We start from the raw sequence: 12,077 nt of genomic DNA, 5'->3' as shown, positions 1-12,077 counted from the left end.
AAACATCAATAACAGGAGACGAGCATGAGAATCACAACACTGGCCGTGGCGCTGTGCCTGGTCGCGGCATCGGCGGGCGCGTCGGCGCAGGTCGCGACGGGCGATACGTCGTCGATGAAGATCGCGCTGTCGAACAACTACGCGGGAAATAGCTGGCGCCAGCAGATGCTCAAGAGCTGGGCCAACGTCGCCGATCCGGCCGTGAAGCAGAAGGTCGTCGCGGCGGCGCCCAGCTTCACGACAGCCGAAAGCCAGGCGACAGAGCAGGTTCAGCAGATCCAGAATCTCATCTTGCAAGGCTTCAAGGCCATCGCCGTCGATGCCGTTTCGCCCACGGCGCTCAACGGCGTCATCAAGCAGGCGTGCGGCGCGGGCGTGACGGTCGTATCGTTCGATGGCATCGCAACCGAGCCGTGCGCGTATCGCATTGCCGTGGATTTTCAGGGCATGGGCCGCATGCAGGTCGATTACTTGGCGAAGCGGCTGAACGGCAAGGGCAACTTGCTCGAAATTCGCGGACTCGCGGGCGTCTCCGTGGACGACGAGATTCATCAGGGCATCGTCGACGAACTCAAGAAGTATCCGGGGATGAAGATCGTCGGTTCGGTGCACGGGGACTGGACGCAGACCGTCGCGCAGAAGCAGGTCGCGGGCATCCTGCCGACTTTGCCGAAGGTCGACGGCGTGCTCACGCAAGGGGGCGACGGCTTCGGCACCGCGCAGGCGCTCAAGGCCGCGGGGCGGCCGACGCCGATCATCATTCTCGGCAACCGGCAGGAAGAACTCGCCTGGTGGGCCGAACAGAAGAAGAGCGGTTACGAGACGATGTCGGTGACGATTCCGCCGGGCGCGTCCTCGTTCGCCTTCTGGGTGACGCAGCAGCTTCTCGCCGGCAAGAAGATGCCGCACGACATCCGTATGCCGGTTCTGGAAGTGAAGCCGGAGGAACTCGACGCGGTGCTGGCCAAAACGCCGGTTGGTGCATTGGCGAACAAGGAGTACACGCGCGACGAGGTCGTCGCCGTCGTGGATGGGAAGAAGTAGGCACGTATCATCGGAAATGGAAACACGACGAATGAATCTCTCAAGGGACTAAAGATTGCGATCTTGGTCGCGGGAAGGATTTGAGCAAGTGGAAATGGTCGAGCCCCGCAAGGCGCTCGACGAAGCCGGCGCCAAGACGCGCAACGCCTCGCCCAAGAATGAGCACGTGCGCGCTTGGACGTTCACGAACTGGGGAGACGAGTTCCCGGTCGACGTCGTTCTCGATACGTCGGCGCGCACCGTTCGCTCATCGACGACGCACGGAGCCCTTCGAAGCGTTCGACGGTCTCGTGAACTGCGCGGGCATTGCATCGCTCGAATCGCCGCTGGAACTCGACGCGGACGCATTCGACCGCGTGATGGCCGTCAATGCGCGGGGCGCCGCGATGGTCGCCCGCGCCGTCGCGCTCGAGATGATCGAGCGGGATATCGCTGCCTGTCGATGGCGGGTACACGGCGCGTTGATGCGGTTGGCTCGTCGCCCGCCAGCCTGATCGCCTGCTCCGAGCGCTGATGAAGCTCGGCAAGCGTGTATTGGCCAGAGCGTCTCTGGTCGTGGTGTTCAGATGGTATTGCCGAGACGTCCTGCGGCAAGGACGTCTCGCGCTCATTTCGCCCGCGAGGCGTTCGCAGTCAGCTTGACGATTGCGTCGAGCGCGCCATTCACCATGCCGCGTACCACCGGCTCCACTTTCTTCGCGACCTCGGGCAGATAGTGGAACGGTGCGTTTTCGCTCATATAGGTGGACTGGCACATCTCCAGTTGCACCGCATGCACGCCTTCCTGCGGCGCGCCGGCGTGCCGCGTGATAAAGCCGCCCTTGAAGCGGCCGTTCGCAATCCATGTGAACGGACTCGCCGCGGCGACGCGCTGTATAGCTTCCTGCACGGAGGGCGCGGCGGTGCGGCCATCCTGCGTACCGATGTTGAAGTCCGGAAGCTTGCCTTCGAAAAGGCGCGGCAGAACGCTCGCGATCGAGTGCGCTTCCCACAGCAGCACGTTCCGATGCTGGCTGCGCAGGCGCGTCAGCTCTTCCTGAAGGGCGTCGTGATACGGCTGCCAGTAAGTCGCCACCCGGCGATCGCGCTCGGCCGCGTCGGGCGCGCAGCCTTCGCGATACAGCGGCGCGCCGCGAAACGTTTCCGTCGGGCACAGGGACGTGGTGGTCTGCCCGGGATACAGGCTCTCGTCGTTCGATGGCCGGTTCAGGTCGATCACGTAGCGCGACACGCGCGCGCCGAGGATCGTCGCGCCGAGTGCGCGGGCGAAGCCGTAGAGGCGGTCGAGGTGCCAGTCAGTATCCGCGACCGTCAGCGCGATATCCGTGTACCGGTCGCGCAGGGCGTCGGGAATGTGCGTGCCGAGATGAGGAATGGAGATTATCAGCGGCGCATCGCCGACTTCGAGTGAGAAGAGATCGTTCATGGTGCCTGCAATGGAATTACGGTTGCGTTCAGGCGTCGGCGAGAAGCTGCGCCAGCGCCCGGCGATAGTCCGCGTAATGCCTGGCTTCGTCGCGATGACGGCGCTCGTGGATCACGCGCTTGCCGCCGACGAAGACATCGCGCACGGGCGTTTCGCCGTGTTCGCAAAAGACGGCGGACGAAAGCCACGTCGCGCTGGTCTGTTCGGCGAGAGCGGGATGGTCGGAATCGAGCACGATCCAGTCCGCCCGCCCGCCCTGTTCGAGGGCGCCGACGGTGCGGCCGGCCGCGCGCGCCGCCTGGACAAAAATGCGATTCCCATTGCGCGGGAATGACGAATTGAGGGTTTGCACTATCGCTTACCTAACGCTATGTTCAGGCGCGGCAGTATCGCAATGCGAAGGTCGCAGTCGGTACCCTGGCGGGGCAGCGCCAATGTCGCTTCGACCGGACGCCGCTAGGCGCTGTTTAGCTCTCTCCTAAGTTTGGAGCTGTCAGCTTGAGACACTCGCGGGCTTAGTCGACTGGTCGGACGAAGCAGCGATGGTCGTTCGAACACATTGCCTCGTTTGACGCGTCGTTCGATCAGGCTGCGGCCGACATGACATCGCGTTCAGTCATCTTTAGATTTCGGACCTGCAGTCGAATGATCGGTGTATTTCGTTACCCGACGCCAAAACCCTGTCCAGCTAACGGCGGTTCTGGGTCGGTTTGCGCCCGTCACCTCCTCAAACCCGTCGCTGGAAAGCAGTCAGTGGTTGCAACTGCCCACAAGCTCCCAGCCGGCAGCGGATCTTCACAACACCGAACGGCCGTCCACGTTCCTCAAGCCGACGTTTAGGGCCGCGGAAGTCCCACTGCGTAGGAATGCGCTAGGCGCATGTAGCGCGTCGTCGCACGTGCGACAATTCGGTTTTCGCCTGCGCGCGCACCGCCTTGAGATCTGCACCGCATCAGCACAGGGCGGCCTTCCGGGGCCATATATCATGAATCTACGAGCACCGGTCTTACCCCCCGACTGGGTGAGGCGCGCCGAGCCGATAGAAGGCGTCGAGCGCATCGAAGCGTGGTTTCACGGCAGCGCATACTCCATGCACCGCCACGACACCTACGCGATCGGCCGCACGCTCGCTGGCGTTCAGAGTTTCAACTATCGGCGCAGCCAGCGGAACAGCCTGCCGGGCAACACGCTCGTACTGCATCCCGATGAGGCTCACGATGGCCAGGCGGGCACCGATGAGGGGTTCCAATACCGGATGGTCTACGTGGAACCCGCTCTCTTTCAGGAAGTGCTCGGCGGACAAGCGCTGCCGTTCCTCGAAGGCGGCGTGACTACCGATCGGCGCCTCGAGGTTGCGACCGTAGCGTTGCTGCAGCATGTCAGCTATACGCTCGAGCCGCTTGAACAGAGCGATGCACTTGCCGAGTTGGCGAATGCCTTGGCCGCCGTCACTGGTACGCCTGCAAGAACAGCCAAAGGGGACTTCCTCGCGGCGCGGCGTGCACGCGACTATCTGCACGCAAATTGCTCGCGCGTTGTCGCGCTCGACGAACTCGAAGCGGTGACGGGTCGCGATCGCTGGAGCTTGTCGCACGATTTTCGCAGGTTCTACGGCACGAGCCCGTATCGATATCTGACGATGCGGCGCCTCGATGCAGTGCGCCACATGCTGCTCGCTGGCACCTCGCTCGCTTGCGCTGCTGCAGCCGCGGGTTTTGCCGATCAGAGTCATATGACGCGACACTTTTCGAAGACATTTGGGCTGACGCCAGGGCGCTGGTTACAAGTCGCGGGCGGCGTTCCGCGCGGCTAAAACGCCACGATCGTTCAATACGACCGGAAGGAGCATGCGTATCCTCAACGCATCAACCTTTGAACGGAGAGAACGATGTCCCAATCCTCGAACCATTCCACCGCTCCGGTCACGCGCGGCCAGTGCGACACCATCGATCTGATCGGCAAGATCGCGCAGATCAACGATCACTGGCAACCGCGCGTTGTCGCTGAAATGAACGACTATCAATTCAAGGTCGTCAAGGTCGAAGGCGAGTTCGAGTGGCACCGACATGCCGATACCGACGAAGCGTTCATCGTCCTCGATGGCGAACTGCGTATCGATTTTCGGGCAGGGCCTTCAGGCGATGGTTCGATCGTATTACGTGCCGGACAGTTGGGAGTCGTTCCGAAGGGAGTCGAGCACAAGCCCTGTGCAAACGCAGAAGTCAAGCTGCTGCTTATCGAGCCGCGAGGTGTCGTGAACACAGGCGACGGCGCGGCAAGCGAGCGTACTGTCGCGAACGACCAGTGGATTTGAGCCGGCCACCGGGGTATGACCGGTGAGACGTGGCGGGCGGAGACGGGCGATTCTCCGAGGGCGCGATTGCGTCGATTCCAGTTCAACGTCCGCTCTCGTGTGGGGCCAGGTAGTTCCACCGGCGATTCGCTTGAGGACACAAGGCATGTGCCGGTCGAAACAGCCCGGCGCCTGCCACTCGGCCATGGCTGGTGAACCGGCGACAATCGCGAGGAAACACAGAGCGCATCAGGCGGGAGACATCCGAGGCCGATTAGCGTCTTTTCGACGGCCACGTCCAGCGGTGTATGCGGCTCGTGGCCGAGCGTCTGCACGAGCCGCGCGTTATTCAGATGCACGGACGTCGTCCATAGATAGCGCATTTCCTGAAGCTCCCTGAATGTTACGTTGAACGGCGCGGCAAGCGCGAGCAGCCACCACGGAAAGCCGACGACAGCGGGCGCCCGCCCGGTGCGCCGCGCGACCACGCGACGGATCGCGTCGGCAAAGCCGGTGCCGTCCTCGTCCCAATGACCGCTCATGTGAAAGCGCGCGAACGCATCGAGCGAATGGCGGTGCGCAAGCAGTTCAACCATCGTGCGAGCGACATCGGGCAGATACGCCCATTGATGCCCGATGCCACGCGCACCCGGATTGCTGACCTTCGCCACCGGCTTTCCTGGCTTCACGAGTCCTTGCGCGAGCCAGTTATTGCCCGCTCTTGGCCCGAAGAAATCGCCCGCGCGCACGATCAGCACTCGCGCGCCTTCCTTGCTCGCGCGTTGCAGACGCGCTTCCATTTCCACGCGAATCGCGCCTTTGCGCGTGACGGGATGCTGTGGCGCGTCTTCGTCGATGAATGGAAACGCGTCCGGCCCGAAGTTGTAGACCGTGCCCGGCAACACGATGGTAGCGCCCTGCGCCTTCGCCGCCGCGATGGTGTTGTCGGTCATCGGCAGCACCAGTTCGGCCCAGCGCTTATAGCCTGGCGGATTTACCGCGTGCACGATCACGGATACGCCCTGTGCCGCGCGCATCACGTCGGCCGCGTTCATCGCGTCGCCGTGAATCCATTCGATGCCGTCGCCCTTCGATGCCCCCGCGCCACGCCGCAGCCCGTGCACGCGCCAGCCCGCATCGCGCAATTGCCGCGCAACTTCCCCGCCGATGCCGCCCGTCGCCCCAAGTACCAGAACCGTTTCGCCTTGCGCCATGTCACGCCTCCCAGGTTGTCGATGACGCCATTCTCCGCCCTTCGCGGACACATTAAAATTGGCGAACCTCGTTGATCCGATATTCAAAAACGTATGGCAGACGACATCGGCTGGGAGCTTTACCGAACGTTCCTCGCAGTGCTGCGCGAGGGCTCGCTGTCGGGTGCAGCGCGCGCGCTCGGCATCACGCAGCCGACGGCTGGGCGGCACGTTGAAGCGCTCGAACGGGCGCTGAAGGTAAGTCTATTTACGCGCTCGCAGAACGGGCTTCAGCCGACCGACGTTGCGCTTGCATTACAGTCGCACGCCGAAGCGATGCAGAGTACGGCGGCATCGCTCAAGCGCGCGGCGAGCGGCCACACGGGCGACGACGGCGCGGGCGTGCAGGGCGTCGTGCGCGTATCCGCGAGCGAAGTGGTCGGGGTCGAAGTGCTGCCGCCGGTCATCGCCGCGCTGCGCGAGCGGCATCCGCGATTGACCGTCGAGCTCGTGCTGTCGAACCGCGTGCAGGACTTGCTGAGGCGCGAAGCGGATATTGCCGTGCGCATGGTGCGCCCGCGCCAGACGCAACTCGTCGCGCGGCGAGTCGGCGTGATCGAGGTCGGACTTCATGCGCGGCGCGATTATCTCGACCGTCACGGCACGCCGCGCAGCATGGCGGCGCTCGCAGAACACGCGGTCATCGGCTACGACCAGCCAAACGCGTTCATTCGCGATGTGAGCCGCACGTTGCCGGGTTTTCGTCACGCCTTGTTTTCGATGCGCGCCGATAGCGATCTCGCGCAACTCGCACTGATCCGCGCGGGTGCGGGAATCGGCGGATGTCATGTCGCGATTGCGCGCCGTGATGGTCTCGTACGCGTGCTGTCGAAAGCGTTCGCGCTCCGGCTCGAAACGTGGGTGACGATGCACGAAGATCTGCGCGCGAGCCCGCGCTGCCGCGCTACCTTCGATGCCCTTGCTGACGCGCTCGAACAGTACGCGCGATAACGCCGCGACTGGGCGACACGCGCATCCGCAAGCCTCACTGTGAGCGTCGGCGCGAGGCATCGACACGGCGCAGTCCGCACCCGTCTTCCGAAACACTTCCAGCGGAGCTTCGACGAGCGGCGCAACCAGTTCGCATGGGCACGACGGATTTGTTCGATCCGGTATCGATGATTCTCCGCGAGACGCGACAGCGCATGTTATAGCGCGTGCTACCAGCGGAGGAAGAGGCATTCGACCGTTCTGGGCGAGGTCAATCCAGAAACTTGACGCGGGCAGCGAGGTGAGAGCCGCGCGTTCTGATTGCCGAGCGAACCGAACAGCCATGTGCACGCCGATGAACTCAAGCGCGTCAACGAAGGGGTGTTGAATACGTACGGAATCTCGGCACCATGCGTGCTGCCGAGGCGGGTTTCTTTCCGGGGGTCCTACTGTACCTCTCGTACTGGATTCCGGCGTCGTACCGCGCTCGCATCGTTGCTATATTCATGGTGGCGATCCCGCTTGGTAACTTCGTCGGTTCACCACTGTCCGCACTGCTTCTGCAAATGGATGGAATCGCAGGGATGCGCGGATGGCACTGGCTTTTTATCCTTGAAGGCCTGCCGACTGTGCTTCTTGGTCTGATGTGCCTGTTCTTCTTGACGAATAAGCCGGAGCAAGCAAGATGGCTCAAGGAGGAAGAGCGCACGTGGCTCGCCAATGAACTTGCGACAGAGACGAAGGCGCCAAAAAAAGTCTTGGATATGCCGCTGACGAAGCTCTTCCGAAACCGCTACGTCCTTTGCCTTGCTCTTGTCGATACCTGTGCGTCGGCTGCGGGTAGCACCCTGAACGTGTGGCAGCCACAATTGCTCAAGTCGTACGGCCTGACCGTTATGCAGACAGGCCTCATTAACTCCGTACCCTACGCGTTGGCGTGCGTGTTGATGGTCTATTGGGGCCGACGCTCTGACCGAGTAAAGGAACGTCGCTGGCACACAGTCATTCCGATGCTTCTTATCGGTATGGGCCTATTCGCCACGTCGCTTAGCGGCGCCTTGCTCCCGACGATCTGCCTGCTCTGTGCCGTTTTGGTCGGTGCTTATGCGTTCAAAGGGCCTTTCTGGGCGCTCGCTGGCGACATGCTCTCCGGCAGCGCGGCGGCGGCGGGCCTCGCAACGATTAACGCCATCGCAAATCTGCTTGGTGGCGGCCTCATGGTGAACGTCTACGGCTGGGTTAAGGAGGCAACGGGCAGTTACTCCCTCGCGCTCATGCCGCTTGCCATCCTTACGCTCGTCAGTGTCGCAACGTTGCTGCTCTTGACGCGCAAAGGGCGATCCGGGTACATGGTCGGCAAGACGGAGGCAGCCTGAGCATGAAAATCTCGCGCGGCGCGGCGCTCTGGAGCTCGCCTGCGCTTCGAGGCGAATCTGGATTTACCTCGGTATGTTGCTTCTCGGATTGATCGCGATCGCCTTCATTCCCTCAATATCAACGGTCTTTCTTTGAGGCGCCGTCGAAAGCCGAGGTTGCTTAGTCAGAGGCCGCTGGCGCGCGTCAGGGCGTACGCGAATGCAGGCGTCGATCCGATGACCGTGCCTCGATTCCACGTACAGCAGGAATTTGCTAATTCCTGGCTGTACGGAGGTTTGAAGGTCAGAGAAGCTAGTGCCAAAACGACAACGGTGTCATTGCGCTGCGGCCGCCGTGTCGCGCAGCGCGGTGCGATCCCAGCCGCCTCCGAGCGCCTTGAGCAGTCGAACGCTAGCATTCAGTCGGCGCGCTTCGATCGTCTCGCCGTTGCGCTGGTTCTCGAGCGCGATGGTCTGCGCGCTGGCGACATTGAGATAGTCAACCGAGCCGGCCTGATAGCGGTTCGTCGCGATCCTGAGTGAAAGCTCGGCGGCGGCTGTCGCGCGTTGCTGGCTCTGCGCCTCCTGCGCTAGTGTGTTCAGCGTGTCGAGGGTGTCCTCGATCACCGGCCTTCCCTTGAGCACGAAAGGGTGGATGGAACGCTCTTATCTGCGTAGCTGTGTCGACCATCGAGGTCCGACGTGCGCGCTAAGGTCTTAGCGACGTTCGGGACTGAAAGCGAGCCTGCTCGGCGAAACAAGTAGCATCACCGATGGCGACCTCGACCGGCTGAAGTATGGCTGCTCGCGGCTGCCCGTTGGATCGCTAGCTGCGCGGGACCCAGCAAACGGACTTCGATTGAGATCATCTTCTAGTTCTTGACCGTTGCGGTTACTGGATCTGTGCCGAGTTCTCGCGATGGTGCTATGTTCGCGTGCATCGGTTCCGCGCATCCGAGCGGGCCCCCAACGGAGTCGAACCGAACATGAAAGGTTGTGTACGGAAAGCGGTGGTCGGTTTCACCTTTTTCGCGTCGGGCGCCATGGCGCAATCCAGCGTCACGATGTATGGACGCCTCGACGGGGGCATCGAATATCTGAATCACATCGCGAACGGTACCGGCGGCACATCCGCGCGATGGAGCGCCGAGGGCGGCGACTGGGGCACCAGCATGTGGGGCCTCAAAGGCAACGAAGATCTAGGCGGCGGCCTGACGTCGGTGTTCAATCTCGAAACTGCGATCCAGATCATGAACGGCACCACGGGGGGCGGACGTCTCTGGTCGCGCCGCGCCTATGTCGGACTGAGCTCGAAGACATTCGGGCAGTTGCAGGCGGGCCGCAATCTGTTCATTGACAGCGACGGCGTCTGGGAATTCGATCCCTTCGTGCAACAGGCGGTGTCATCGGCATCACTCGTGCGCGGACGCAACTGGCAGCAGACGAGCAACAACGTCGAATATCACAGCCCCGTGTTTCATGGGTTCGACGTGCAAGGACAGTACTCGCTGGGCGGTCAGGCGGGCGCGTTCAACTCCGGCGCGGCGGGCGAGTTCGGCCGCTCCGACGGCATCATGCTGACTTACCACTCGCCGCTTTTCGACGTGCGCGGCATCTATGACGAACTGCGCAGCCAGAATGGCCAGATGAACAACGTATTTCAGGCGTCGCGCGAACTCTTCGTGGGCGCGAACCTGAAGGTGGATCGATGGAAAGTGCAGGCCGCCTACACGCACTATTCCGCGCCCGACACGCCCGCGGGCCTCTCCAGCACCGCCGATCACTATTGGCTCGGCGCGACCTATCAGGCGACGCCCGCTTGGGCCGTCACGGCGGCGGGCTTCTATGTCCACGTGGGCGAGGGCGGCGGCGACGCATCGCATGACCCGGCGAGCCACGCGATGCTCTATGTGCTCGGCACGACCTATAACTTCACCAAGCGCACATTTCTGTACAGCACGGTCGCTTACGTGCGCAACAGCGCGAACGGTACGTTCTCCGTCTTCGCCACGCCGCGCGACGCCGATCCGGGCACGAGTCCGCTCGCGGGGCAATCCCAGACGGGCGCGTACATCGGCATGATGCATATTTTCTGACGCGCCGACGTTTCTTTTCGGCCGAAGTAGTCATGTGCCTTGCGCTTGGTGCATTACGCGAGCGTGACCGCGCAATCGAGGCGTGGCTGCGGGATGAGGTTTTGCCAGACGACGACCGGCCTGTGCCCCGATCTGACGTTTCGCGGCGAGCAGGTGAATCGCGAAGGCTGCGCTCCCGATGCCGCCGAAAAGCAGCGTCGCGTGACAGCGTACTGGCAGCCGTATCACGATGCGATCGCCGCCGAGCTTGTGCGTCTGCGCGACATGCACGGGAACGTGCTGCTGTGGGAAGGGCGCTCGATCGCGAGCGTGCTGCCGCGTCTTTTCGACGGCAAGCTGCCAGACCTGAACATCGGCACGCAGGATGGGAGGACGGCGGCGGAGTCGGTGACGAGGGCGGTGACAGATGCGGCCGCGCAAAGCGATTACACGTGGGTCGCGAACGGGCGCTTCAAGGGCGGCTTCATCACGCGCCATTACGGCGCGCCGCAGGACGGGATTCACGCGGTCCAACTGGAAATGTGTCAGTCCGCGTATATGGATGAAGCGCCGCCGTTCGTGTATCTGCCGGAGAAAGCCGACGCTATCCAGCCGACGCTGCGCGCGATGGTCGGCGGCGCGCTCGATGCGGTCGTGGCGTTGGATTGACGTCGGCGAGCCGGTCATCGGCCACAGCATCGACGTGACTTGCCGGACGTCGACCCTCTTTCCGATCGTCGCTGGACTTTGCGCAGCAAGTGACGTGCTTCCGATGCAGATCGAATATTCATCGGGTTGCGTCGCGCGAACGGAATTGACCTCGCAATGACGCATTTCACGGTGATGCGCAACGGCCGCTGCTGGTCAGGCAGTCGGCCAGGCGCGCCGCTACGCGCCCATCGAGCTTATATGCGCGCTGGCGACGCGCCATCCCTCGGGCATCTTCACGCACGTTTGAGTCTGCCGGCCGATGCGCGGATCGCCATCGCGCCGGAACTCGATGTTCGCGACGGGAAGGCATCGCCGCATGTGGTCACGACGCGCGCGGTCACCGTGCGCGCCAGTGTCTTGCCCGGTCGTGCAGCCCGGAACGCGCGGATCGCCTTGTAACCGTAGAGGTTTTCCGTGGCGCCGTAGCGCAGCGTATGCGGCGTATCGAAAAACAGCGCGTCGAGCATCGCGACGTCGTTCGTGACGAGTGCGGTCTCGTACGCGTCGAAGGCCGCTTCGACCTCGGCCAGCTCGGCCCGAAGTCCTCGTAGCGTTCGCGGATCAACGCCAGCGCGCGCTGTGCCACGCCGTTGGGCAATTGATGGTTGCTCGGGCGTCCGCGTTTGCCTGACACCAGACCGGCCACGCCGGCCGCGTGGTAACGCCACACCAGGCGTTCGACTTGCCGTACGCTCAAGTTCAGCCGTTCGGCCGCACGCTCGGGTTTGAGTCGCGCGTCGGCGACCGCCTGAATCGCCTTGAGTCGGTCCAGTTCACGCATCGACACCGTGACGGTCCCAATCGTGTTCATCGCCCGCGCTCCTGAAACGCTTGTGTGGCGACGAACCTACGCCAAAACGCGACATCTCTACTTAGCAGAAACACGACATTTGAACTTGGGACCTACAAATAATGTCAAAGCAAAATTGAAATGTCGTACCACCGGCTAAATACAGATGTCGTGTTTTTGATGTGTGATTGGCTCTGTTT

The 12,077-nt window shown here is 62.7% G+C and carries 7 protein-coding genes and 7 pseudogenes; 8 read left to right on the top strand and 6 right to left on the bottom strand.

Annotated features, from left to right (window positions below; all coding sequences use genetic code 11):
- Window positions 1-24 precede the first annotated feature (24 nt).
- Window positions 25-1,044: an ABC transporter substrate-binding protein gene (locus tag NCR93_RS31450; RefSeq protein ID WP_008345505.1), complete on the top strand. Its 1,020-nt coding sequence runs from the start codon at window positions 25-27 to the stop codon at window positions 1,042-1,044.
- 272 nt (window positions 1,045-1,316) lie between these two features.
- A pseudogene (locus NCR93_RS31440) lies at window positions 1,317-1,466 on the top strand (SDR family NAD(P)-dependent oxidoreductase); the annotation flags it as partial.
- A 185-nt stretch (window positions 1,467-1,651) separates the two neighbouring features.
- Here NCR93_RS31440 and hutG read toward each other — a convergent pair.
- A complete protein-coding gene (gene hutG / locus NCR93_RS31435) occupies window positions 1,652-2,470 on the bottom strand; it encodes an N-formylglutamate deformylase (protein ID WP_175983203.1) in 819 nt (272 codons plus the stop codon).
- Between the two features lie 28 nt (window positions 2,471-2,498).
- Window positions 2,499-2,765: pseudogene (locus tag NCR93_RS31430) on the bottom strand (formimidoylglutamate deiminase); the annotation flags it as partial.
- Window positions 2,766-3,455: 690 nt separating this feature from the next.
- On the opposite strand from NCR93_RS31430, the gene NCR93_RS31425 reads away from it, so the two are divergent.
- Together NCR93_RS31425 and NCR93_RS31420 are read left to right on the top strand one after the other, a co-directional pair.
- Window positions 3,456-4,283, top strand: coding sequence for an AraC family transcriptional regulator (locus NCR93_RS31425; protein ID WP_175983212.1), 828 nt, complete (start codon window positions 3,456-3,458; stop codon window positions 4,281-4,283).
- Window positions 4,284-4,358: 75 nt separating this feature from the next.
- Window positions 4,359-4,784, top strand: coding sequence for a cupin domain-containing protein (locus NCR93_RS31420; protein ID WP_175983202.1), 426 nt, complete (start codon window positions 4,359-4,361; stop codon window positions 4,782-4,784).
- Window positions 4,785-5,014: 230 nt separating this feature from the next.
- Here the strand turns inward: NCR93_RS31420 and NCR93_RS31415 are convergent.
- A pseudogene (locus NCR93_RS31415) lies at window positions 5,015-5,977 on the bottom strand (NAD-dependent epimerase/dehydratase family protein); the annotation flags it as partial.
- A 93-nt stretch (window positions 5,978-6,070) separates the two neighbouring features.
- On the opposite strand from NCR93_RS31415, the gene NCR93_RS31410 reads away from it, so the two are divergent.
- Complete coding sequence (locus NCR93_RS31410; RefSeq protein ID WP_175983201.1) at window positions 6,071-6,967, top strand: LysR family transcriptional regulator; 897 nt, start codon at window positions 6,071-6,073, stop codon at window positions 6,965-6,967.
- Window positions 6,968-7,362: 395 nt separating this feature from the next.
- Window positions 7,363-8,322 (top strand): annotated as a pseudogene (locus NCR93_RS31405) (MFS transporter); the annotation flags it as partial.
- 315 nt (window positions 8,323-8,637) lie between these two features.
- On the opposite strand, the pseudogene NCR93_RS31400 reads toward NCR93_RS31405, so the two are convergent.
- Window positions 8,638-8,922: pseudogene (locus NCR93_RS31400) on the bottom strand (RND transporter); the annotation flags it as partial.
- 365 nt (window positions 8,923-9,287) lie between these two features.
- On the opposite strand from NCR93_RS31400, the gene NCR93_RS31395 reads away from it, so the two are divergent.
- A complete protein-coding gene (locus NCR93_RS31395) occupies window positions 9,288-10,397 on the top strand; it encodes a porin (RefSeq protein ID WP_175983199.1) in 1,110 nt (369 codons plus the stop codon).
- 93 nt (window positions 10,398-10,490) lie between these two features.
- A complete protein-coding gene (locus NCR93_RS31390; protein WP_175983198.1) occupies window positions 10,491-11,045 on the top strand; it encodes an N-formylglutamate amidohydrolase in 555 nt (184 codons plus the stop codon).
- Window positions 11,046-11,264: 219 nt separating this feature from the next.
- Here the strand turns inward: NCR93_RS31390 and hpxZ are convergent.
- Both hpxZ and NCR93_RS31380 read right to left on the bottom strand, forming a co-directional pair.
- Window positions 11,265-11,617, bottom strand: a pseudogene (hpxZ, locus tag NCR93_RS31385) (oxalurate catabolism protein HpxZ).
- A pseudogene (locus NCR93_RS31380) lies at window positions 11,617-11,898 on the bottom strand (helix-turn-helix domain-containing protein); the annotation flags it as partial. The pseudogenes NCR93_RS31380 and hpxZ, both read right to left, overlap by 1 nt.
- Window positions 11,899-12,077 lie beyond the last annotated feature (179 nt).

This window comes from Caballeronia sp. ATUFL_F1_KS39 (assembly GCF_023630985.1).
In the GTDB taxonomy this organism is placed as follows: Bacteria; Pseudomonadota; Gammaproteobacteria; order Burkholderiales; family Burkholderiaceae; genus Caballeronia; species Caballeronia zhejiangensis.
Note: the sequence above shows the minus strand (reverse complement) of the source record. Positions and strands in the feature narration are given on the sequence as shown.

What these genes read in the sequence shown, in the direction of transcription:
- NCR93_RS31410 (WP_175983201.1), top strand. Translation starts at nt 6,071, where the DNA reads ATGGCAGACGACATCGGCTGGGAGCTTTACCGAACGTTCCTCGCAGTG.
- NCR93_RS31450 (WP_008345505.1), top strand. Translation starts at nt 25, where the DNA reads ATGAGAATCACAACACTGGCCGTGGCGCTGTGCCTGGTCGCGGCATCG.
- NCR93_RS31395 (WP_175983199.1), top strand. Translation starts at nt 9,288, where the DNA reads ATGAAAGGTTGTGTACGGAAAGCGGTGGTCGGTTTCACCTTTTTCGCG.
- NCR93_RS31390 (WP_175983198.1), top strand. Translation starts at nt 10,491, where the DNA reads ATGAGGTTTTGCCAGACGACGACCGGCCTGTGCCCCGATCTGACGTTT.
- hutG (WP_175983203.1), bottom strand. Translation starts at nt 2,470, where the DNA reads ATGAACGATCTCTTCTCACTCGAAGTCGGCGATGCGCCGCTGATAATC.
- NCR93_RS31425 (WP_175983212.1), top strand. Translation starts at nt 3,456, where the DNA reads ATGAATCTACGAGCACCGGTCTTACCCCCCGACTGGGTGAGGCGCGCC.
- NCR93_RS31420 (WP_175983202.1), top strand. Translation starts at nt 4,359, where the DNA reads ATGTCCCAATCCTCGAACCATTCCACCGCTCCGGTCACGCGCGGCCAG.